The following is a 23589-nucleotide window of genomic DNA, read 5'->3' as shown; positions in this document are numbered from 1 at the left end:
AGGTTCTCTTCTACTCAACTGGTTGAACATGGAAATTAACTTATGATGTGCATTTGACCATAAATACATTAGAATACTGAGTTCTTTTTTATTAGTAAAAAAGAACCGTCACCAGACGGTTCATAAAGACCTTTGTGGGTTGAAAACTACCTTTCTTATTTTATGCTTAATAAGGATTTACTGTATAGGCGGAAAAAGTGAAGTAGGGCTGTATATTTTCAGAATATATAAGATGATTCATGACAGTAGATATTGTTGTAAATTTACATCCCTTACTCTTAATCGGTAGGATTCCATCTATGTGGAATATTTATTCAACTGATAATTAGTCACAACGGGTGTAAGAGTTTAAGAAAGAGGTTACATTTGTGCTAATTTTTAGTTTTATTTTTTTTATTTCGACTGTTATTGTTTGATTTTACAACTTTTTGACGTGACTCTTGTTTTTTGGATTCAGCCATTTTTGATTGGTTTGTTTCTTGGCTTCCAGTTTTGCTACTTGCTTGGTTATTAGATTTTTCTTCGTCCTCCTTTTCAATTTTTACTCCAAAACTAATATTTTTAATGTGGAAAATGGAAAGGCGAACGATTTCCTCTTTATTGACCAAGGAAACAAAATCTTTAGTTATATCACTTAGTACGCCTTCTATCTTCTCGGGACCGCCACGATTAATTTTTACCCATTGAAATTTCAATGAGTCAAGCAAGTCTTGGAAATTGGCCGCATTTTTAAATTCGAAATCATTAGGAACTTCAATATTGAATTCCATCTGCCCCTTCATATTTTCTGTAAAACTTTTAATTTGATTTGTGTTGTAGTAAACGACCCCATCCTCTTCCGTGAGAAGGACGATAAAATCGTCACCTACATCCATTACCTTCCCAATTCTGGATTCTGGTCCGCCACGATTAACCCTAATTACTCTATCTATAAAATATTTGATGATGTCTTTATTCATAAAAAATTCTCCTCCTTAAATTAATTAAATATATTTACATGCATAAATATGTATCATTGGATGATGTTGTCCTAATGAAATGGCCTGTTTATTCATAACTTAAGTGAAAAATAGGCAATTTAAATGATATGATACAATACTATTTACCTAGTAATAGTAATGGGAACCAATGCTGGTGGTATTTTCAGGAGGGAAAACCATATGTAAGGATTGTAAAAAAATGCACTTAAAGTAACGGGTGCTAGAGTTAAACAAGTTAAGGCTGATGGGGCAGCCTTTTCCTTCTTAAACAAACGTGCAGATTAGTTCAAGATTGGTTGTAGTTATCGATAGAAAATTGAAAGTTGCGTTTTTTCCTTGAACTAAGCAAAAAACCTCTCTAAATTCCTGTATATTTAGGAATTTCACGAGAGGTTTATTTTATATGTCGCTCTTCGAAAAATATTTCCGGGTATCTTTACGTATTTGTTTGGGTAAGACACGATCAAGCTCTTCATTTAACCATGACAGTGTTTTATTACGCAAGTAATCACGCATTTTATCTTCCGCAGAAAGCATAACTAAATTGATGGTGCAAGAGGAGGGAGCTGAACAGCAGTTTTCTCTATACAAATAACCATTATCTTTAATATTTTTACATTGAAAAATAGGCTTAGGACCTTCAACTGCTTCCACTACATCCCAAAAGGAAATATCTTCTGGGGACTTAGATAACCTATATCCTCCCTTTACACCAGGGACAGAACTTACAATGCCAGCCTTAGATAATTTACCGAAAACTTTTGAAAGAAATGTTTCAGAAAGTCCTTGGAATTCTGCCAAATCCTTAATCCCTATACTCTCCTCGGAAGGAACATCAATTAAATAAACCAGACAATGTAAGGCATATTCGACACCGACACTATACTGCATAAAAACTCACCTGCTTTTAATTTTAAGGGTTATCAAATTGTATCTTAGAAATAATTAGAGTGTTTAGTCAAATAAAAGATATTTTTTTTGGGTAAATCATATTCATTTGACAAAAATAATTATAGCGCATATTATAGACAATGTTAATCGGCGATTAACTTAGTCTCTAATAGTAACCCAAAATTCCTTTTAAAGGGGAAATAAAAATGAACAAAACACTTATCATTAACGCACATCCAAAAATAGATGATCATCTTCAGTTTGCTTGCAGGTTTTTAACGACTTTTTGTAAGCTTATAAAGAATTAATTTCTGATAGCGAAGTAATTGAACAGATTAACTTGTACAGTGATGTAGTGCCTATGATAGATAAAACGGTTTTAAGTGCATGGGAAAAACATCGAAAAGAACGGGAGTTAACTAGCCAAGAACAAAAATAACGGAGCGTATGTCCGAGATCATACAACAATTTAAAAGTACAAATACGAATGTCATCGTTTTACCTTTGCATAATTTTAATATTCCATCAAAGTTAAAAGATTACATGGACAATATCATGATCGCACTCGAAACTTTTAAATATACTGAAAATGGCTCAGTGGGTCTACTTAAAGACGGACGAAGAAAGCTTGTCGTACAAGCAAATGAATCTATCTATACCAATAATGGTTGGTATACAGAAGTGGATTACTCTAATAAATACCTGAAGTCAATGTTCAATTTCCTTTGTATTGAAGTTTTTCAAATCATTCGGGCACAAGGAACTGCTTTACTAGAATCAAATGAAGTATTACAAAAATCATATAAAGAAGCTGCTTCAAGATTAGCACCTAAATTAATACTGTCTTAAAGTAAAAGAAATTTAAGGAGGTAATTAACTTGGAACAACGAGTTGATTATTACAATATAGCACCAGAAGCACTTAAAATAATGATGGAAATGGAGAAGTATACGAAAACAACAGGTATAGACCGTAAACTTCGTGAACTAATAAAAATTCGGGCTTCTCAAATAAATGGGTGTGCATATTGTATTAACATGCATACAGCTGATGCTAGAAAAATGGGAGAAACAGAACAACGTATATATTGTATTAGTGCTTGGAGAGAGTGCACTTTTTACACAGATGCAGAAAAAGTAGCTCTTGAGTTTACAGAATACGTAACTTTAATCCCGACAAAACGCGTGCCAGATGAACTTTATCAACGAGTTCGTGAACATTTTGACGAGAGACAATATGTTGACCTTGTAATGATAATTAATCAAATCAACAGTTGGAATAGGATTTCTATTGCAATGGGGAATATAGCAACAGAAAAATAATTACTCTCAGCGAACATCTAATAGTGTTCGTCTTAGATTGTAGAAAAAAAGCATCCAAATGAACCGGTTTGGATGCTTTTCCGTTTTATGCTTATATTGAGATAAAATTAACTCTTGGTTGATCTACCTTATGCCTTAACGAATCCATTTTGGACATAACGAATCCACCAATCAATGGCACATTGGAATTGCAAGAACTAAAATGTGGTATCTTGATTTCATGGGCCATTACCAGCAAAAAAACTTTGAGTTGTACTACACCGATGAAAAGTAATCAAAGGTTACGTTCTAAGTTTGTGGTTAGAATCTCTAGACCCTTTCTTGTTAGATTAATTCCTGCCCTCCCTCTTTTTGTTTGTAAATACCCTCGAATTTTTAGAAAATTCAACCGGTGTCTAACCTGTGCCTCAGATAAGTTCATTTCGACTTCTTGGCTCTTTTCAGAAATAATCCTTCTTCCGATGACCTTTCCCTTTTCTTCATAATTCATTATCAGGTTGAGGATGAAAAGTGATTCTTCATCAAGAGCGATTGAACCTGAATAAAAGGGCGGTATGCTCTCTATCGGGTCACTATCTGTTTTCCATTGTGGCGGTTTTTGAAAATAATGTTGATTAGGCAAATCATTCTTCGTTATTTGGTTTCCGGTACGGACAGCAAGCATATAATCTATGGTATTTTTAAGTTCTCTTACATTTCCATACCATGGATACCCTTGAAGTTCTTCAATTAATACTTGTTCAATTTTGACCTTACGATCTGATAGCGCAACAAAATGTTTAGCCAATAATTCAATGTCATTTCGACGAGCCCTTAATTCGGGAAGGTGTATAAAGAGTACTTTAAGCCTATGGTATAAGTCCTCTCTAAACACATTTTCTCGAATCATTTTCAGTAGATCTTTATTGGTTGCTGCAATAATCCGAACGTCTATGGGGATAATTTGACTTCCACCAACACGCATGATTTCTTTTTCCTGCAATACTCGAAGTAGTCGTGCTTGAAGTTTAAGACTAATATCTCCAATCTCATCCAAAAAAATAGTGCCACCGTTTGCTTGCTCAAACAATCCCATTTTTCCGCCCTTTTTTGCTCCGGTAAATGCTCCGTCCTCATAACCAAATAGTTCACTCTCGACTAAATCATCCGATAAAGCACTAAAGTTAACGGCAAGAAAAGGGCCGCTATTTCGAAAAGAAGCATTATGAATGGCACTTGCAAACAACTCTTTTCCGGTACCACTTTCACCTTCAATTAAAACAGTTAATTCAGTCTTAGCTAACCTTTTGGCAATTTGTTTCGTTTCTTGGATGGTGGAGCTAATCCCAACGATATCATGAAAGTTGTATTTTGCTACATATCCTTTTTTAACAAATTCTTTTCTCAATTTACGTTCAAACTCAATAGTCTTAAGGGCATTTCTAAAAGTAACAATAATCGATTGATCATTTATATGCAGCCGTTCCACAATCACGTCCAAGCCGTTTACAACAAATATACTGCTTTCTTGTTGCCTATTTGAATTGATAAAAGTTACCAAATCAATATTATCAATAATGGAATCAATAGGCCGACCAATAGCATTTTTGCTTTTTATTTTAAGCATATTTTACCTTTTACATATTTTTGTGATTGGCAATGAGAAAGGGGCTTATCAGTTGTTTTCCAAAATGGTTAAAATGCTTTATGAAAGGTATCAGCAATTAGTGATAAGGTACCAAAATGTGGGAGATTGTGATAAAATACTTCAAGTTTTTCACTTCACATGGTAGAATGTTGACAGTCTCGTTTTTGGGAGAGTGGTTATTTTGAATAATTTTCAAGGCAATTCACGTTCAACGTCTAGAACAAAAAGAAAAAAAATCAATTTCATTTTAAACGGATCAATAGTAATCGTACTTATACTTATTGCATTTGTTTCGTACTCAATTTTTTCGACGGGAGATAACAAGGCAGCATCCAAAAAAAGTGTTCAAGCCTCAGCCGAAAAACAATCGGTTCACAACAAAAAGAAGGATAAGCCAGCTGTAAAAAAGAGTTCAACAAGTAATCAAACAAATGACGACTCATCGACTCAAGATCAAAATCAAAATGATCAAACGAATAGTGATACTGCATCAGCAGGCAATTCATCCTCATCCACTTCGGATAGCTCGCAGTCAAGTTCAACAACGTCACCAGCACCGGAAACACCGGCACAAACGGGTCAACAGCATGTTACAAGCTATGACTCAAGTTCTCAAGATTGGCAGGAGATGCTGCAAACAATCTCTTCTGCTGCTGGAATAGATCAAAGCAATATGACTGTATGGTTTTTAGGGAGCGACAAAAGCAATCCAGGCGGCTCAGTCGGGACTGTATCAGCAAAAGCAAACGGCTCGCAAAAATATCGTGTATATCTGCAATGGGATGGCTCAGAATATAAAGCAACAAAAGTTGAACCAGCTTCATAAAAAGGCAAATAGGATGAACCTTAGGACATCCTCAGTGTGTCTAGAAACACTCGACAGCCTTTTTTTCGCAAGGGTGTAAATTTTAAAAAAGAGCTGCTGCAGCTCTTTTTTCTTATTGAGCTAACGGGCCGGATAGTTGTAAAGCGGTGTTTAACTTGTGTTCAGCAATCGGTCCAGATTGATGAGTAACACTTAGCAAGAAGAATGGATATTTATGGTAAGGTAAATGAGGATTGTAATGAATTTGCTCAATCAAAGGTTTAGTGTGAAAATAAATATGTTTGTAAATTGCTTTACCTCAAAAAAAGTTAATAAAAAAGACACTCCCTACCAAGCGATAAGAAGTGTTTATAAAGTCATAAATTAAGAGTTTTGGTTGTTATTTTGCTGGGATTGTTGGTTTTGTCGTCTTACCTCTTGTGCATTAGTTTCGCTAGCAAATTCTGTTCCGAATTGACCAGCTCCAGCTTGAGCATTTTGTTGTCTAACCTGTTGGGCGTTAGTTCCAGCTTGAGTTTTGTTTGGTTGTTGATTGTTAGCCATAATAAATCACCTCCACGACAATAATGTGTCCTGAACATAATTTTATTATCCTAAAAAGTTTTAAAATTGCTTACAGCATTTTTCACTTTACTATGAATGGCTTTTGCAAAATAACTGAGGAACTATTTTTGAAGCTTACTCTTGTTTTTCAATATTCCGCAATCGGGCGCTTTTCATTAATAAGAAGGTGCTTTATATGGAGCAACACATTTAAGAGATTCGAGTTTATTAATTTAAAAAAAGATTGTGAAGGATTCTACTTAAACTAGTGGGTGCAAGAGTTGAAGATTCATTCTGTAAGCCAGGTGGATCTTTTCTTGTTGAACTGAAGGGTGCTTTAGTAAAAAATAAGGATCATTATTGAAGTGATTTGGTATTTTTCAATATTCTGCAATCAGGTGCCTTTCTTGAATAAAAAATTGTCTTCTTTTATTACGTATAAAATTATATATAATTTGTAAACTAAATTTATCCACATAAACATTAAGGAATCGATGATATGATCCAAGATAAGGTGTTAAAAATTGGTTTATTAGGTGTTCTGTCAACAATACCAGGAGAGATTGCTTCGAGGATATTTGCTTATTTTGGCATCGGTAAGTATGGTATTTATGAATTAGCAAGTCTTATTATTACATTTAACAGGCCTGTTTTCACTATAGGATTAATTGTAGATTTTTTAGTTGGTAGTGTTTTTGCAATTTTACTTTACTATATATTTGAAAAGTTGGGTTCATGCCATTTAGTTATTAAAACTACTTTGTGCAGTTTACTGGCCTGGTTAGTATGTGAACTTTTATTCTCAGCGATAATAGAAGGCAAGTATATCCCTATTAGACCCATAAATGATTATTATTCCCATATTTTTAGTGCCATGATTTTTGGTATTACATTAGGACTGTTGATAAAAAAATTTATATTCAAGAAGTTAAATTCATGATAAGTTTAACCCTTTTAAAAACTCCTCAAGTATTACTTTAAGAAGTCGTCTTTTTGATATTTTCCGGTATCTAATACAACCTATATTAGGGATCGGAGTTATATTAAAGTGTAGAAGAGATTGTGAAACATTACTCTTAAACAAACAGGTGCGTTCGTTCAATAACAATTAATTAAGGAACGCACATATTACACATCTAATATGTGCGTTCCTTTTTTTATGTGTTTACGTTATTTACCCTAAATTTAATAATACTATAGAATATTTTATTTTCATCATATATTATGCTTTTGTATCTACTTCATTACTTTTCAAAATCATTTCTTTATATGAAGTAATTTTATGTTCTAACATTTTATTCGTTTCTTTCAGTGTCTTTAACTTGTTTTCGATGGAACTTTTATGATCTTCTAATAGTTTTAATCGATAAATTGCTGTATGTTCTCCTTCAGTATACAAGAAGGCATACTCTTTGATTTTTGTGATCGGCATGTGCGTCTCTTTTAATTTTAAAACAAATTTTAGCCATTGAAGATGCGATTCAGTATATTTTCTTTCTCCATGTTCATTCCGATCTGGAAGAATGATATTCTCTTTTTCATAGTAACGTAATGTATGTGTGCTAACTCCTACTAGTTGTGCCACTTCGCCAATTGTATACATAAAACCCTCCATTTTTAACCAATGCTAATCAAGTGTAAAAAATAGGTTTGACTTAGAGTTTACTCTAACCACTATAATAAATCCGTAAAAGTTAACAATCAATTTTTGTTAGTATAACAAAATATTAGGAGGCAATAAAATGAAAAAATATACAGTTATTACAGGTGCAAGTTCTGGTATTGGATATGAAACAGCTCTTGCTTTTGCTGCTCGTGGTAAAAATTTAGTCATTGTGGCACGTAGAACTGAGGAGCTTGAAAAACTAAAAACAGAGATTGTGAAAGTAAATACAGAATTAGATGTCGTTATAAAAACAGTTGATTTATCAAATACGAAAAATGCTTATACATTATATGAAGATTTAAAGGAATATGAAATTGAAACGTGGATTAATAACGCAGGTTTTGGTAATTTTGCATCAGTTGGAGATCAAAATTTAACTAAAATTGAGACAATGCTTAATTTAAATATCGAAGCTTTAACTATTTTAACTTCTCTTTATGTGCGTGACTATTCAACAGTTGAAGGAACACAATTAATTAACGTTTCATCTGGTGGGGGTTATACGATTATTGGAAATGCAATCACATACTGTGCTTCTAAATTCTATGTAAGTGCCTTTACTGAAGGGCTTGCTCATGAATTAAAAGAAAAAGGTGCAAGAATGCAAGCAAAAGTATTAGCTCCTGCTGCAACTGAAACTGAATTTGCAAAAGTATCGAATGATTTAGAAGAAAATGTTAAGTTTGAAGGACTTCTTCCTAAATACCATACTGCCAAAGAAATGGCTGGATTTATGCTTGATCTTTACGATAGCGAAAAAATAGTTGGAATTGTAGATGGTCTTACTTATGAATTTCAATTAAAAGATCCAATTTATCCTTATGCAGTAAGAATGAGAAGCTAATAAGGTTGATTTATCAGCGGTATTCAAAAATTTCTGGATTATTATCTTAATAATTTTACGTATATAAAAAAGTTCTTTACTAATTGTATTATCCTATCAAAAAGAGGTTCTTCCATTAGGAGAACCTTTCATATATTTGTTCAACTAACAGGTGCTTTAATTAAAATATTGCTTTTTAGTTTACCGTTCACACTCCCTTATGTTTATGAACTTTGTGGAGAAGACATTGAATTTATTACATTTTTTGATTCGTTTATAGAAATAAGGGACGTAGTATAAATATATATATTTGAAGAAGGACGTCATGGTTACCCCTTATCACATAATCATCCAGAAGAGGCTAGAACGATTAATCTCCTGAAAAAAACTTACACGGATCAATTTGTTGAATATCAATTAAACTCAAAGAAAATGGGATTATCTTACGTGAGTATGCTGAGTTTATTGCAAACTTCCTTCCCAAGACTCCACTACTAGTGGTAATAGCTAGTCTGGTTTTAGTCTGTGTGTCTGTAGCATATGGAGGACTAGAAGTTTTAGCACGTGTGACACAAACTTTTTTCCCATTATTTGTTTTTCCCCTCCTGATAATGGGGGTTCTTCTTTTACCCGATATGAAAGTCCAAAATATACTTCCAATTATGGGCAATGGTATTTTACCATCTTTACAAGGTGCGATTCCAATTCAATCATGGCTGGGTGATTTTTTTTATATTAGTTTTTTTCTTCCATTTTTGAAAAATCCAGAAAAGGGACGGAAATGGGGCTTAATTTCTGTTGTAACAGTTGTACTAACGATGGTGTTTACAAATTTAATTACGATTTTTATTCTGGATGGTATGATTAAAGAAGAGATATATCCAGTAGTGAATGTTGCTAGGTATATCAGTCTCGGTCAATTTTTTGAGCATCTTGAATCGATTGTAATGGCTATATGGGTTACAGGAATATTTATAAAAATTTCAGCCATTTATTATGTGCTCGTACTTGGGGCAGCTCAGTATCTAGACGTAAAAGATTATAGGCCATTTGTCCTCCCATTTGGTTTTCTACAAATAATATTTGGTTTTTGGGTAGCAACTAGTTATCAGCAACTAGTTTCTTTTTTATCTAAAAGTGGAATTTTTTACTTTTTTTCTTTTGAAGTTGTACTCCCTCTTTTTCTTTTTCTTATTGCATTTATAAAAAACATAAAAATAAATAGAACGAATCCAGCTAATATCCAATAACATGCATTATACTAATTTAGCTTCTATACGAAGACCTATTTAATACGAATATATACCCTATACTTGTTACGTTAACATAACATGAGTACGGAAACGATTCTGAATTTCAGGGGCCACTGGAAGGATGCCTATAATCGAAACAAAGTAGATATTGATGAATTGAAACCAGATTTTGAGTATCAGGCTAATGTAGTAACACATCTATTATGAAATAAATTTGAATGTATATATAAAATAATATGGGAAAAATATTTATTGACCTAACGATAGGAATATGTTTAAAATAGAAATCAGTTATTAGTCAATTTAGAAAATTAAAATTAAAAAGAGGTAACTGCATGACGAAGGGATTCGACAGAAAAATTGGTCAGCAGGCAATCATGTACGCGTTTGCAGAAGAAGAGGAAGAAGCTTTAGTAAGTAAGTTTACGCAAATGAATTGGCGCTATGGAAAAGGAAAGGTTGGATCAATGGAGCTGCAGAAAATCGTAGCAGCCATTGAAACATCAGCGAAAAGGCAAGAAATAGTCAACGCTGAACTTTATCGTGAAATGCATGCATTGTATCATGCAATTATTGAAGCGATGCATGGTGTAACACGTGGTCAAGTTGAGCTTGGCGGAATGCTTAGAACAGCAGGGCTTCGGTTTGCGATTCTTCGAGGCTATCCGTTTGAAAACAAGGCAGAAGGCGAATGGATTGCCGTTGCAGTGTATGGAACAATTGGAGCACCGGTTCGCGGGTTTGAGCATGAAGCGATTGGATTAGGTATTAACCACATTTAAATAAGTTAAAGCCTATAGTTATTAGTTAAACAGGGGGCTGTATTGACGACGGGATACGTCTGTCAATACGGCCCCCTTTTTGGTTTTTAAAAAATGATAAGGGGTGTAAGAAATGGTTGTATTAACAGGTCAGACTTTAAAGATTGAAGAAGCAAAAGAGGTTTTATATAATGATGCGTTTGTTAAAGCTTCAGCGGAAAGTTGGAGCAATGTGGAAAAAAGCAGGGAAGCTGTTGAAATGATCGTAAAGCAAAAGAAAGTCATCTACGGTATTACAACTGGGTTTGGAAAGTTTAGTGATGTATTGATTGATGCTGAAGATGTCGAGCAGTTGCAGTGGAATTTGATTCACTCTCATGCATGCGGGGTAGGAGAACCGTTCCCTGATGTAGTTTCACGAGCCATGCTTCTGCTTCGTGCTAACGCATTATTAAAAGGTTTTTCTGGAGTACGTCCTGTAGTCATTGAACGCTTGCTTGAGCTTTTGAATGCACATATACATCCGGTCATTCCGCAGCAAGGTTCACTTGGAGCGAGTGGGGATTTAGCACCACTGTCCCATTTGGCACTTGTGCTAATGGGTGAGGGTGAAGTGTTTTATAAAGGGGAACAAATGCAGGCCGTCACAGCTTTGTCGAAGGAAGGTATCGTTCCACTGACATTGCAAGCGAAAGAGGGCTTAGCGTTAATTAACGGTACCCAAGCTATGACGGCAATGGGTCTAGTCAATTACATCGAAGCCGAGCAGCTTGCACTTCAAACGGAAGCGATAGCATCATTGACATTAGAAGGATCACGTGGCATTAAGGATGCTTTTGATGCTGATGTCCATCTTTCACGTGGGTATCGTCAACAGTCTGAAGTCGCGGAGCGTATTCGGCGAATGATTAGTGACAGCCAGCTTGTCACTTCGCAAGGAGAACTTCGGGTACAGGATGCATACTCTCTTCGCTGCATCCCACAAGTACACGGTGCTTCATGGCAGACACTTGATTATGTAAAAGAGAAACTTGAAATTGAAATGAACGCAGCAACCGATAATCCGCTTATTTTCGATGGTGGTGAAAAGGTTATTTCGGGAGGGAACTTTCACGGCCAGCCGATCGCATTTGCAATGGACTTCCTTAAAATTGCCATGGCGGAGTTTGCGAATATTTCAGAGCGCCGAATTGAGCGTCTCGTCAATCCGCAGCTAAATGATTTACCGCCGTTTTTAAGCCCAGAGCCGGGTTTGCAGTCGGGAGCTATGATTATGCAATATGTGGCAGCTGCCCTTGTATCAGAAAACAAAACATTGGCGCACCCGGCAAGTGTGGATTCCATCCCATCTTCAGCGAACCAGGAAGATCATGTAAGCATGGGAACAATTGGATCCCGACATGCTCATCAAATCATTCAAAACGTCCGCCGTGTATTGGCAATTGAACTTATTTGCGCTTTGCAGGCAGTGGAATATCGTGGAAAAGATAAGCTGGCTTCATTTACAAATGCTTTTTATACAGAAGCGAGAAAACTTATCCCAAGCATTACGCAAGATCGTGTGTTCTCAAAGGATATTGAGGCAGCAGCAAGCTGGTTATATCAAATCGACTGGAAATCATTTGTAGAAAAAAACTTACATGTTAAAAAAGAGGAAATTTCCAAACAGTAATCAAGGTGATGGAGTTGTTTTTAGACCAACATCTTTCAAAATCATCCCTATTTCGAAAATGGGAGGAATAGTTATAGTGGCTATGCTCGCCTCTTGTTCAAATCTTTAACGTCATTCCGGAGCATTGTTTGCTCCGGTGACTATTTTCTTACTGAATATTACAGAACTTATACAATCTAAAGGTTCAAATTATTTTTATTTCGGAAATTCCAAGCTTTTGAGAAAGGGATAAAAGATGTTTTTAAAAGAGTTGACAAAAAAAGAATATATTACAATTACTTACTATGAGAATAGTTCATTACTAACATGCAATGGCCGTGTATGTCTAATTGATATACAGAAACAAGCACTTCTATTAAAAGACAGACAGCAAAAAAATCTCTCTATTCGTTTATCCGATATTAGAGAAATTCATTAAATATTGCATTCAATAATAAATTGGTACATTCCATTCAAACAACTTAAATAAGAGGTGCATCGAATGAAAGTGGCAGTTGATGTAAATGGCGCACGAGTTCAAGAACAAGATGGCTCGCAAAATGAGACATTGGATCTATTAAGTTCCACTCAATCTATTATAAAAATGGCGGTTAGAAAATTAGGCTATAGCGAGGAAATGTATGAGTTATTAAAAGAGCCGCTTAGAATCCTTACGGTACGTATCCCAGTCCGAATGGATGATGGTTCCACTAAAATTTTTATTGGATACCGTTCTCAACATAACGACGCTGTTGGTCCTACAAAAGGGGGAATACGTTTTCATCCGGAGGTAAGTGAAGAGGAAGTAAAAGCGTTGTCCATGTGGATGAGTTTAAAATGCGGTATTGTTGATCTTCCATACGGCGGTGGAAAAGGGGGAATTATATGTGACCCTCTCAGCATGTCATTTCTTGAATTAGAACGTTTAAGTCGAGGATATGTGCGAGCTATTAGCCAAATTGTCGGGCCAACGAAAGATATTCCTGCACCAGATGTCTATACAAACCCGCAAATAATGGCATGGATGATGGATGAGTATAGCCGTATTCAAGAATTTGATTCGCCAGGATTTATTACAGGAAAACCGATTGTACTTGGAGGTTCTCAAGGGCGTGAATCGGCAACGGCTGCCGGAGTGACGATTTGCATCGAAGAGGCAGCAAAACAAAGAGGGATTCCAATAAAGGGTTCACGCATTATTATCCAAGGGTTTGGGAATGCAGGAAGTTATCTTGCAAAATTTATGAAAGATGCAGGAGCAAAAGTGATTGGCATTTCAGATGCATATGGTGCGCTTTATGATCCGGAAGGGCTTGATATTGATTATCTACTTGATCGGCGCGATAGTTTTGGTACCGTAACAAATTTATTTACAAACGTTATTACGAATCAGGAGTTACTTGAAAAAGAATGTGAAATTCTTGTTCCTGCCGCGATTTCTAATCAAATTACACGCGGGAATGCAAATAAGATTAAGGCTGATATTATTGTGGAAGCCGCAAATGGACCAACAACCCTTGAAGCCACACACATTTTAACAAATCGTAACGTATTACTTGTACCGGACGTACTTGCAAGCTCTGGCGGTGTAACTGTTTCCTATTTTGAATGGGTACAAAACAACCAAGGTTTTTATTGGTCAGAAGATGAAGTAGCCCAAAGGTTACGTGATAAAATTGTCGATTCATTTGAAAGGGTTTTCTCCACGGCCCAACAATACCAAGTAGACATGCGCTTGGCTGCCTATATGGTTGGAATAAGAAAAATGGCAGAAGCATCCCATTTTCGTGGCTGGGTTTAAATATATGATCTATTATTTAAACAACAAAACAGCCCTGGGATCAACATAGCTCATGATGGATATGGTTAAGCTCTAGAAAGCTATCAAGTTTGAAATAATAATGATGGCAAATAAGTAGATTCCGTATGATTAAGTAAAAATTTTGGTTGCTTTTAAAAGCATCTATCGGTATATGGGAAAAGAAGCTTAATTGGAGGAAATTTTTATGTGGGTCATCACTCTCTATTCAAATTCAAATATTACTATGTTTGAATTTGACACAGAAGAAGAAGCAAGAGAAGCTTTCGATAACATGGAAGGCTGCAGGATTCTTTCTGAGATTGTTTACATTGCTGATCAAAGTAGGGAATTATTCACTGTTTAAGATCTTTACAATGAATCGACCTTTATTTATGGGATGATAAAAATAATGAACAAATCTAAAAATATTGCTATTTTAGATAAAAACTTTTATATAAACATCCGCAATTTTTAAAGAATTTATAAGTTTTCGAATTTTTCGTTCGTATTTTTCAAAAGATTTTATTTTTATAATTAAGCCATAGTTAAACAAAAGGAGTTAATGTTATGGAAACGAAAACATCTGAAAAAAGAATCATAAAAAATTATATAGGTACGGAACTACATGCAAAAGGCTGGATTCAAGAAGCTGCTCTTCGCATGCTTTATAACAACCTAGACCAAGAAGTAGCAGAAAGACCAGAAGATCTTGTTGTCTACGGCGGTATTGGGAAAGCAGCTCGTAACTGGGAATCTTTTGATGCAATTGTGAAAACGCTTTTAGAACTAGAAGATGATGAAACACTTTTAGTTCAATCAGGTAAGCCAGTAGTTGTATGGAAATCACACAAAGATGCACCACGCGTATTGCTTGCGAACTCAAACCTTGTACCTGCATGGGCAAACTGGGAGCATTTCCATGAGCTAGATAAAAAAGGCTTGATGATGTACGGTCAAATGACAGCAGGCAGCTGGATCTATATTGGAAGCCAAGGTATTGTTCAAGGTACGTATGAAACATTTGCAGAACTTGCACGTCAAGAGTTTGGCGGTTCATTAAAACATACCATTACATTAACAGCAGGTCTTGGCGGAATGGGCGGTACTCAGCCACTTGCAGTAACCATGAACGATGGAGTTTGTATCGCGATTGATGTAGATGAATGGAGAATTGACCGTCGTATCGAAACAATGTAAAAACAAAAGACCTTGATGAGGCGCTTAAAATAGCGTTTGAAGCGAAAAAAGAAGGAAAAGCACTTTCCATCGGACTTCTTGGCAATGCAGCAGAAATCTTACCATTAATGATTGAAAAAGGCTTCAACCCAGATGTATTAACAGACCAAACTTCAGCTCACGATCCGCTTAATGGATATGTTCCAGTTGGTTATTCATTAGAAGAAGCAGCTAAATTAAGAGAAGAAGATCCTGCACTATATGTAAAGCTATCTAAACAAAGCATGGCAACACACGTAAAAGCAATGCTTACAATGCAGCAAAAAGGCGCTGTTACATTTGACTACGGAAACAATATCCGTCAGGTAGCAAAAGACGAAGGCGTAGAAAATGCATTTGATTTCCCTGGATTCGTTCCAGCCTACATCCGACCACTGTTCTGTGAGGGAAAAGGACCTTTCCGATGGGCAGCATTATCTGGCGATCCAGAAGATATCCGTAAAATTGACGAAGCATTACTTCGTGTATATAAAGATGATGAGCATCTTTGCAAATGGGTGCGTATGGCACAAGAAAGAATTGCGTTTCAAGGTCTTCCTGCACGTATTTGCTGGCTTGGATACGGTGAAAGAGCCCGTTTTGGTAAAATTATTAACGATATGGTTGCTTCAGGTGAAGTTTCCGCGCCAATCGTTATTGGTCGTGATCACTTGGATGCTGGTTCTGTTGCTTCTCCAAACCGTGAAACAGAAAGCATGAAAGACGGCAGTGATGCAGTATCTGACTGGCCAATCCTAAATGCGATGATTAACGCAGTTGGAGGCGCAAGCTGGATTTCTTTACACCATGGCGGCGGCGTAGGTATGGGATATTCTCAGCACTCTGGCATGGTTATCGTTGCCGATGGCACGAAAGAAGCAGAAGCACGATTAGAGCGCGTATTAACGACTGACCCTGGTATGGGTGTTGTCCGCCATGCTGACGCTGGTTATGAACTAGCGATTAAAACAGCGAGAGAAAAAGACATCAAAATGCCAATGTTAAAGCAAGACTAAGACCAGACCGAAACAGATTGAAACGAATGAGTAAAGCACCTTTTATCAGAAATGCTTCTCAGCTCTTTACATTACAGGGGAGCTCAACAACTCCCCTTGTTAAAGGTGTGATGTCTGAGCAAAAGTATAGAAGAATATCGCCGGGATATGCATGAATGAGCAAAGAGTAAAATTTTTTGATAAATATGTGGAGTGGGAATATGACTTATTCAATAAAATTTGTAAAAAAAAATGAACAAACTACGAATTTATGGTCCGGTGGAAAAACAACGCAACTGGCCATTTATCCTGAAGATGCGGATTATAGTAAACGGAATTTCCAATGGCGCATTAGTACCGCTGATATCGAAGTAGAAGAATCCCTATTTACGCATCTCCCAGGTATCCAAAGAGTAATAATGCCACTTGAAGGTGAAATGTATCTTGTGCATGAAGGAAAACATTCCGTGGTTTTGAAGCCTTTTGAGCAAGATCGTTTTGATGGTGGATGGACAACACGAAGCAAAGGGTTTGTTAGGGACTTTAATTTAATGTTATCAGAGGGGTGGGATGGAGGGCTTACCTTTATTCAGTTTAATAAGGATATTCAAAATTTAATGTTGGATGGGACAGGAACGGCAGAGGTTTTTTATTGTGTTGATGGAATGGTAGGAGTTGAAATAGGTGAAGAAGACCCTTTATTTTTCGAAAAAGGCGATACATTGATTATTATAAGGGAGAATTTATCTGAGGAAATGAGTATTAAATTTCGTCGTAAAATGGAAAAAATGGTTACGATTATTAGAGCAAGCATGATTGTTTAATAACAGGATGCCTAATTCTCAGTAATGCAGCTGCTGAACAAAATCAATCACTATCACAGTAACTTATGTCTTGGAATTAGTTCAATTAATGTACTATTTTGGAGGATATTATTATTTAAATAAATGAATCTATGAAAGCGCTTTTTTATACTGTCTTATTGTATTTTTAAGATTGTATAAGAATTAATTATAAGAGACTAAAAAAAGAGGTGTTTTATGCAAACGGTACAAAAAATACAAACTCAGCAAACAAATCCAGGAGAACAACATGAACACTTAGAAAGAAAATTAAAAACTAGGCACTTATCAATGATTGCCATCGGTGGAACGATTGGAACGGGTCTCTTTTTAGCTAGTGGTACTACCATTCATGATGCTGGACCAGGGGGGGCGATTGCGGCTTATCTAATTGCTGGGATCATGGTTTATTTCCTCATGACAAGCTTAGCGGAGATGGCTGCATTTATACCAATTTCGGGTTCTTTTAGTACCTATACAGCAAGATTTGTTGACCCTGCCTTAGGGTTTGCTGTTGGCTGGAATTATTGGTATAACAATGCTATTATTCTTGCTCTTGAATTATCGGCTTCTTCATTGATTATGAAATATTGGCTGCCTAATGTTCCGGGCATTATCTGGAGTGCAATTTTTCTCGTCCTTATTTTTGGTCTAAATGTTTTATCTGTAAAAGGTTATGGTGAATCCGAATTTTGGTTTTCTATTATCAAGGTTGTAACCATTATGATTTTTATTGTTGTTGGATTATTGATGATCTTTGGAATTATGAATGGACATACCGGTGGATTCGGAAATCTTACAAAAGGAGAGGCGCCATTTAAGGGAGGTCTTTTATCCATATTTAGTGTCTTTATGGTAGTAGGATTTGCCTTTCAAGGAACTGAAATGGTTGGAGTAGCTGCAGGTGAAAGTGAAAATCCTGAAAAAAATATCCCTAAAGCGATTAAGCAAATCTTCTGGCGAATTCTTTTATTCTATGTTTTAGCCATTTTCGTCATCGGATGCTTAGTTAGCTATAATGATCCCAATTTATTAAGTTCCGATCTTGAAAATATTGGGGTAAGTCCATTTACTCTTGTTTTTAAACATGCTGGGCTGGCATTTGCCGCAGCTGCGATGAATGCTGTCATCCTTACATCTGTTTTATCTGCAGGAAACTCATGTTTATATGTTGGTTCACGGGTCCTATGGGTATTGGCAGAAGAAGGTAAAGCACCAGCATTCTTGAAAAAAGTAAATAAAGGCGGCGTTCCGGTAAACGCGTTATATATGACTACTTTTGTAGGAATGCTTTGCTTCCTAACCTCCCTATTCGGTGACGGAACAGTTTATTCTTGGTTATTAAATGCCGCTGGTCTAGCAGGTTATCTCTCTTGGTTAAGTATTTCTGTAACTCATTATCGATTCCGAAAAGCTTTTATTGCGCAAGGCAGAGACTTTAAAGATCTTCCTTATTTTGCGAAATGGTTCCCGTTAGGACCAATACTAGCGACAATATTATGTTTAGTGGCAATGCTCGGAACAAATTACGGGGCATTTATCGGGGATAAGATTGACTGGTATGGAATTCTGGTTTCTTATATTGGATTACCTTTATTCTTACTTGGATATTTTAGCTATAAAATTGTAAAGAAATCAAAGATGGTTCCATTACAAGAGGCTGATTTCAGACGAGAATAAGATCACTTTTTCACTAACGCTTTGGAATTTCAAGGCGTTAGTGCTATTCATAGGGGGCGTTTTCCATGCAGATATCAGATGAAATAGAGAATCGTTCCTTCATTGAATCAACGATCTTGAGGATGTCAGAGAAATCTAGAAAAACAGAATTTGATGTGGAAGCAGAATTAGTCCCTATTCATCAAACTATTACTGCAGGCGGCCTAATAATAGGGGCATTTTCATAAACCAATTGATTCGTTTTCAATATAGTTTTCTGAGATTTGAAGGGTAATCATCTCACCTGTGCTCTCATAGCCAATGACCTGTTGAATGACAATATAGATTTCATTTACAATAAATTTTTTTAAAACGCAAATTGTTTCATTAATAGGGGCAATTACGGTTGGACAGACATCAATAACTGCAAAACTTATTCACCCTTTAACGCTCATGATCATTGGAGTGAATTTTTTAACGAGTATTACGATTGCTGCTGGGGGATTATGGGGACCCTTAAATTTTCTTCGTTTGGCTTTGTATTAATTAGTAATTTCTTTGGACTTACAGGGATTCTTATCGGTTTCATTCTCTTAATTATCTACATGGCTTCACTAAAATCAATGGGTGTTCCGTTCTTAGCTCCATTTATCCCATTTCGACTCCATGAAATGAAAGATGTCTTCTTTCGTGGTGATTTGCGAAAGCTCATTAATAGCAAACATTCCTACCCACATAAGGAATAGAATGGAAAAAATTAAATGATCAAACACGCTGTTCATATTTAACTAATGCATGCTTGAGCTCAAGAATGATCGCTGCGGCGATCTTTTTTTATTCAAGTAACGGGGCAGCATTCCTGTAATGAGTGAAAATGAGGTTTGAACAAAAAAATAACCTCTTGGTAGAATGAGAGTGTCCTGAAGCTGGCCAGCGAAAAGGACAACACTCAAATACCAGGAGGCCTTAAAATGAATTATAACCAAAACAAGAAGATTGCTCAAATTACTTCTCAAACACTTATTATAGGGGTCGACATCGCTAAATTCAAGCATGTGGCACGTGCCCAGGACTTTAGAGGAATGGAGTTCGGATCACCTTGTTATTTTGAAAACACAAAAGAGGGATTCTATCATTTTCTTAAGTGGATTTCGGAAATAAAGAAGGAACAAAACATGGAAAAATTGTGGTTGGGATGGAACCGACAGGTCATTATTGGTTCAACTTAGCTCATATTTTAAAAGAAAATGAGATTAAGTTTGTGGCTGTTAATCCCTTGCATGTTAAGAAAACCAAAGAACTGGATGATAATTCACCAACTAAAAATGATGTAAAGGACGCAAGAGTAATTGCCCAGCTGGTCAAAGACGGAAGATACGCCGAACCTACGATTCCGCAAGGAGTCTATGCAGAACTCCGAGTGGCGAAAAAAATACGCGATCTTTTAACTGATGACCTCCAAACGGTCCAAGGGCAAGTCCATAACTGGATAGATCGGTACTTTCCAGAATTTCTTACAGTCTTTAAGAAGTGGGAAGGAAAGGCGGCCTTACAATTCTTAAAACTATATGCTTTACCCCATGAAATAATAAATTTCTCTGATCAAGAACTGCTTACTCACTTAAGAAAAGCCGTTACCCGGAGTGTAGGGCTTAATAAGATTAAAAAGTTAAAGCAAGCAGCCAGTAAGTCCATCGGACTTCGTCAAGGCTCGGATATGGCTAAACTGGAACTGCAAACGTTACTTGATAAATATGATTTAATTCAGCTTAAATTCGAAGAATTAGATTCAAAAATAGATATTTTACTTGATGAAATACCTGGTGTACCACAAATGTTAGCAATTAAAGGTGTTGGAAGGGATACGGTTGCCGGTTTCTTTGCGGAAGTAGGTGACCTCAATGATTATACACATCCCCGACAAATCATTAAGCTAGCTGGCTTAAGTTTAAAAGAAAATACTTCTGGTAAGCACAAGGGAAAAACAACGATTACAAAAAGGGGCCGGAAGAAACTGAGGGCTCTACTGTTTAGAGTGTGTATGATTCTAGTTGCAAAAAATTCAGCTTTTAAAGCATTACATGTTTACTATACTCAACGTTCTGACAATCCATTAAAGAAGATGCAGTCCCTTATTGCATTATGTAATAAACTGATCCGTATTTTCTTTAGTATAAGTAAAAAGCAATTTGAATTCAGTGCAGAAAAGATGTTAAAGGATGTTCCTCATTTGTCAGTAGCAAAGAACATAGAAATGGCAGCTTGATTCTGTTTTATATTAGATTAAATAGTAGCTGAGTATTTTATAGTTTTGGGTACATTTGAAGCACGGATTAGTAGGCAAAGCAACTAAATTACGGGCAAAGGACCCTGTGGGGCAGCATGGCTGACATCCACCTCATGGAAAGGTTGAACGAAGGAATTTGAGAGCGAAGACTCTGTGAGGTATGGGAGGGTTGACCTCCATGAGAAATGTGGATATCCACCAGTGCGATCATATTTTGACTCATCCTCCAATTTCTGTAAGTGATTGGTATGGTGGGCTATAAGTCTTTTTTCTCTAAGGACCCAGTTTTATCCTTTTCAGTAATGTTCACCCATCTATTATGTGATTACAGGAAGCTAAACTATTATGAAAATCTAAGAAAAACGGAGAAATCGGGAGATTTCGCTTTCTTTATTGAGGGAGGTTAGTTTAAGAAGGAATTACATAATATTTACAGAAATATAATGTTAATAATTAAAAGTTCGAGGGGTTTTGAGGGGGGTAAAGATGGATTACGGATTATTGGTCATTGGTATAGCTCTTTTACTTGTGTCTTACTTAGTAGCTGTGAAAAAACAAACGTGGTTATTAGCAGGATTTAATGAAAAAATGATTAAAAATAAGTTTTTATTAGGTAAAGTAACAGGACTAGTTTTTTTCCTGCCTTTAGGATTGTTAGCAGTTATCAATAGCTTTATTGACTATCCTTATGAAGTAACGGTTCTTATAATGGCAATGCTAGTTTTATTAACAACTGTTTACTTATTTATCAACAAAAGGTTACTCGATTAATTCAACAATTAGGTGCTTGAGTTGAACATAGGGTTGCTGCGGCAGCCCTTGTTCTTGTTCCGCAAACGAAGCAGGTTAGTTAAATAAAACTTTTATATAAGTTGGATTTACATACATAGAAATTCTATGTATAATTTAGCTATGAAAACTAAAGGAGAATCCAAATGAATCGTCGCCTTTTTTTTATTTCTTTAATTATTGGATGGCTTGCAGTTTCAATTTCCCCAATATTTGATACAGTGATTATGTCAAATTCTAATGATTTATCCCATCTTAGACTTGGTTTTCCACTACCGATAATCGAACAGAACACAACATTAACGCCTATGGAGGATGACTTTCCTCTCACAGTAGGGTTACTAAGTCCCCAAGAAAACGCAACCGATTTACTGGTCTTTAATTATGTTTTTTCAATATTAATAATTACTGTAATCTCTTATTTCTGTATTCTACTAATGAAATTATTAGTGAGAAAACTAAAAGTCTAAACCCAACTTCAAAGGGAGAGATAAAAAGTTTGTGAAGAATTATACTTAAGCTAACGGGTGCAAGAGTTGAAGATCAGGACTGTCATTATGGCAGCCTTTTCTTATTTTACAACGGGTAGGTTAGCTGTATAACACTAATTAAGAAGGGTCCACTAAAAATGGATTGAAATCCAATTATTCACAAATACTTCTTATATAATCATTTTTGGAAGCGTGATTCAATGAGTTGGTTTGTTATTTTCGGGACAATGTTGATTATTTATCCTATAGCATTTTTTATGAAAAAACGATTATCTATTACTGAAATATATCCGACTGTTGTTTTTGGTATGTTTGTAAGTACATTAGTAGACGCATTTGCAAGTTATCATAAAGCATGGGGATTTTTCGAGGTTGATAAGGTCGAGTTAAGTGCATTATGGATTATCATAGGTCTTTATCCAATTTTCGCAGCTATGATTATAAACTGCTATCCGTATAGAGGTGCTCGGTGGGAAAAAACTATATATCTTATCGTATGGTCTGCTTTTTCAACCTCTTATGAGTGGCTTAGTATAAAAGTTGGTATCTTGTGGCACATAAAGTGGAATTTATTCTATTCATTCTTGTTGTATCCATTTATTTATTTCTTGCTTATTATCCATGTGAAATTTTATCGACGATTGAACAAACAAATCAGATAATGAACTTTCTAAAATATGGAATCATACAGCGATTATATGCGATTAGGTGAGAAGGTGCTTGTTTAACTAACGGGGGCTTTACTAAAAAACGTTAGGGATTGACACTATTCTCCAGTGTCATCTCCATCATTATCACTGTCTGCATTATCATCATCAATAATTTTATCGTTCTGCTCCTTAAAGAAATCATTTATTACATCAATTAATGATTTCTTTTGCTCAATTGGATCATCTTCAGGTACATTATTGGAACTACTGCCTAAAAAGGTTTGAATGGTATAGATTTGGGTAGCTTGATTCCTATTTTTAATAAGAATAATAAGGAGAATGGAAATTATTAAAACTATTAACATTACAAATAAGAAAATTTTAAACATAAGCACACCTACCCATATCTTGTCCTTTATTTATAGTTATGTGGATACTTCCAAGGTATTCCAAATTATTACCAAATGTAATTTCATCAAATATAGTCATTAATCTTGTTCAACTAAACCAGCTAATA

22 protein-coding genes and 4 pseudogenes are annotated in these 23589 nt (G+C 35.7%); 20 read left to right on the top strand and 6 right to left on the bottom strand.

Annotated features, from left to right (window positions below):
• Positions 1–371: 371 nt before the first annotated feature.
• Positions 372–959, bottom strand: a complete 588-nt coding sequence (locus ACIFOT_RS19790; protein ID WP_430067055.1) for a hypothetical protein — start codon at positions 957–959, stop codon at positions 372–374.
• 420 nt (positions 960–1379) lie between these two features.
• Positions 1380–1871 (bottom strand): RrF2 family transcriptional regulator, encoded by a 492-nt coding sequence (locus ACIFOT_RS19785; RefSeq protein ID WP_430067054.1) that lies wholly within the window; start codon positions 1869–1871, stop codon positions 1380–1382.
• A gap of 206 nt (positions 1872–2077) precedes the next feature.
• Here ACIFOT_RS19785 and ACIFOT_RS19780 point away from each other — a divergent pair.
• Both ACIFOT_RS19780 and ACIFOT_RS19775 read left to right on the top strand, forming a co-directional pair.
• A pseudogene (locus ACIFOT_RS19780) lies at positions 2078–2720 on the top strand (FMN-dependent NADH-azoreductase).
• A 29-nt stretch (positions 2721–2749) separates the two neighbouring features.
• A complete protein-coding gene (locus tag ACIFOT_RS19775) occupies positions 2750–3193 on the top strand; it encodes a carboxymuconolactone decarboxylase family protein (RefSeq protein WP_430067053.1) in 444 nt (147 codons plus the stop codon).
• Positions 3194–3467: 274 nt separating this feature from the next.
• Here ACIFOT_RS19775 and ACIFOT_RS19770 read toward each other — a convergent pair.
• Positions 3468–4802: pseudogene (locus ACIFOT_RS19770) on the bottom strand (sigma 54-interacting transcriptional regulator); the annotation flags it as partial.
• 199 nt (positions 4803–5001) lie between these two features.
• Here ACIFOT_RS19770 and ACIFOT_RS19765 point away from each other — a divergent pair.
• Positions 5002–5646 (top strand): YrrS family protein, encoded by a 645-nt coding sequence (locus ACIFOT_RS19765; RefSeq protein ID WP_430067052.1) that lies wholly within the window; start codon positions 5002–5004, stop codon positions 5644–5646.
• Positions 5647–6009: 363 nt separating this feature from the next.
• Here the strand turns inward: ACIFOT_RS19765 and ACIFOT_RS19760 are convergent, their stop codons facing one another.
• Positions 6010–6189 (bottom strand): gamma-type small acid-soluble spore protein, encoded by a 180-nt coding sequence (locus ACIFOT_RS19760; protein ID WP_430067051.1) that lies wholly within the window; start codon positions 6187–6189, stop codon positions 6010–6012.
• Positions 6190–6688: 499 nt separating this feature from the next.
• On the opposite strand from ACIFOT_RS19760, the gene ACIFOT_RS19755 reads away from it, so the two are divergent.
• The gene (locus tag ACIFOT_RS19755; RefSeq protein WP_430067050.1) at positions 6689–7129 is read left to right on the top strand and encodes a hypothetical protein; all 441 of its coding nucleotides are present in this window, start codon (positions 6689–6691) and stop codon (positions 7127–7129) included.
• Between the two features lie 282 nt (positions 7130–7411).
• On the opposite strand, the gene ACIFOT_RS19750 is transcribed toward ACIFOT_RS19755, so the two are convergent.
• Entirely contained in the window at positions 7412–7792 is a 381-nt protein-coding gene (locus ACIFOT_RS19750; protein WP_430067049.1) for a MerR family transcriptional regulator, read from the bottom strand.
• Positions 7793–7931: 139 nt separating this feature from the next.
• Here ACIFOT_RS19750 and ACIFOT_RS19745 point away from each other — a divergent pair, with 139 nt between their 5' ends.
• The 16 genes and pseudogenes from ACIFOT_RS19745 (at position 7932) to ACIFOT_RS19670 (ending at position 23084) form a co-directional block, all read left to right on the top strand.
• The gene (locus tag ACIFOT_RS19745; protein WP_430067048.1) at positions 7932–8699 is read left to right on the top strand and encodes an SDR family NAD(P)-dependent oxidoreductase; all 768 of its coding nucleotides are present in this window, start codon (positions 7932–7934) and stop codon (positions 8697–8699) included.
• 389 nt (positions 8700–9088) lie between these two features.
• Positions 9089–9928 (top strand): GerAB/ArcD/ProY family transporter, encoded by an 840-nt coding sequence (locus ACIFOT_RS19740; RefSeq protein ID WP_430067056.1) that lies wholly within the window; start codon positions 9089–9091, stop codon positions 9926–9928.
• A gap of 338 nt (positions 9929–10266) precedes the next feature.
• Complete coding sequence (gene hutP, locus ACIFOT_RS19735) at positions 10267–10713, top strand: hut operon transcriptional regulator HutP (RefSeq protein ID WP_430067047.1); 447 nt, start codon at positions 10267–10269, stop codon at positions 10711–10713.
• A 112-nt stretch (positions 10714–10825) separates the two neighbouring features.
• Complete coding sequence (hutH, locus tag ACIFOT_RS19730; RefSeq protein ID WP_430067046.1) at positions 10826–12364, top strand: histidine ammonia-lyase; 1539 nt, start codon at positions 10826–10828, stop codon at positions 12362–12364.
• Between the two features lie 235 nt (positions 12365–12599).
• Complete coding sequence (locus tag ACIFOT_RS19725; protein WP_335714780.1) at positions 12600–12782, top strand: YolD-like family protein; 183 nt, start codon at positions 12600–12602, stop codon at positions 12780–12782.
• Positions 12783–12845: 63 nt separating this feature from the next.
• Entirely contained in the window at positions 12846–14144 is a 1299-nt protein-coding gene (locus ACIFOT_RS19720; protein ID WP_430067045.1) for a Glu/Leu/Phe/Val family dehydrogenase, read from the top strand.
• A 205-nt stretch (positions 14145–14349) separates the two neighbouring features.
• Complete coding sequence (locus ACIFOT_RS19715; protein ID WP_430067044.1) at positions 14350–14508, top strand: hypothetical protein; 159 nt, start codon at positions 14350–14352, stop codon at positions 14506–14508.
• A 203-nt stretch (positions 14509–14711) separates the two neighbouring features.
• Positions 14712–16375 (top strand): annotated as a pseudogene (gene hutU / locus ACIFOT_RS19710) (urocanate hydratase).
• 200 nt (positions 16376–16575) lie between these two features.
• On the top strand, positions 16576–17178 hold the full coding sequence (locus ACIFOT_RS19705; protein WP_430067043.1) for a HutD/Ves family protein: 603 nt from the start codon (positions 16576–16578) through the stop codon (positions 17176–17178).
• 216 nt (positions 17179–17394) lie between these two features.
• Positions 17395–18876: an amino acid permease gene (locus ACIFOT_RS19700; protein ID WP_430067042.1), complete on the top strand. Its 1482-nt coding sequence runs from the start codon at positions 17395–17397 to the stop codon at positions 18874–18876.
• Positions 18877–18941: 65 nt separating this feature from the next.
• Positions 18942–19103: a hypothetical protein gene (locus tag ACIFOT_RS19695; protein WP_430067041.1), complete on the top strand. Its 162-nt coding sequence runs from the start codon at positions 18942–18944 to the stop codon at positions 19101–19103.
• Between the two features lie 258 nt (positions 19104–19361).
• Positions 19362–19601 (top strand): spore germination protein, encoded by a 240-nt coding sequence (locus tag ACIFOT_RS19690; RefSeq protein ID WP_430067040.1) that lies wholly within the window; start codon positions 19362–19364, stop codon positions 19599–19601.
• 225 nt (positions 19602–19826) lie between these two features.
• A pseudogene (locus ACIFOT_RS19685) lies at positions 19827–21121 on the top strand (IS110 family transposase).
• 507 nt (positions 21122–21628) lie between these two features.
• The gene (locus tag ACIFOT_RS19680; RefSeq protein ID WP_430067039.1) at positions 21629–21913 is read left to right on the top strand and encodes a DUF3784 domain-containing protein; all 285 of its coding nucleotides are present in this window, start codon (positions 21629–21631) and stop codon (positions 21911–21913) included.
• A gap of 164 nt (positions 21914–22077) precedes the next feature.
• On the top strand, positions 22078–22401 hold the full coding sequence (locus ACIFOT_RS19675; RefSeq protein WP_430067038.1) for a hypothetical protein: 324 nt from the start codon (positions 22078–22080) through the stop codon (positions 22399–22401).
• A gap of 221 nt (positions 22402–22622) precedes the next feature.
• On the top strand, positions 22623–23084 hold the full coding sequence (locus ACIFOT_RS19670; protein WP_430067037.1) for a CBO0543 family protein: 462 nt from the start codon (positions 22623–22625) through the stop codon (positions 23082–23084).
• A gap of 104 nt (positions 23085–23188) precedes the next feature.
• Here ACIFOT_RS19670 and ACIFOT_RS19665 read toward each other — a convergent pair whose 3' ends face one another.
• Positions 23189–23461, bottom strand: a complete 273-nt coding sequence (locus ACIFOT_RS19665) for a hypothetical protein (RefSeq protein ID WP_430067036.1) — start codon at positions 23459–23461, stop codon at positions 23189–23191.
• Between the last annotated feature and the right edge of the window lie 128 nt (positions 23462–23589).

Source organism: Neobacillus sp. NRS-1170, assembly GCF_050468025.1.
This window is presented reverse-complemented; position numbering and strand designations above follow the sequence as displayed.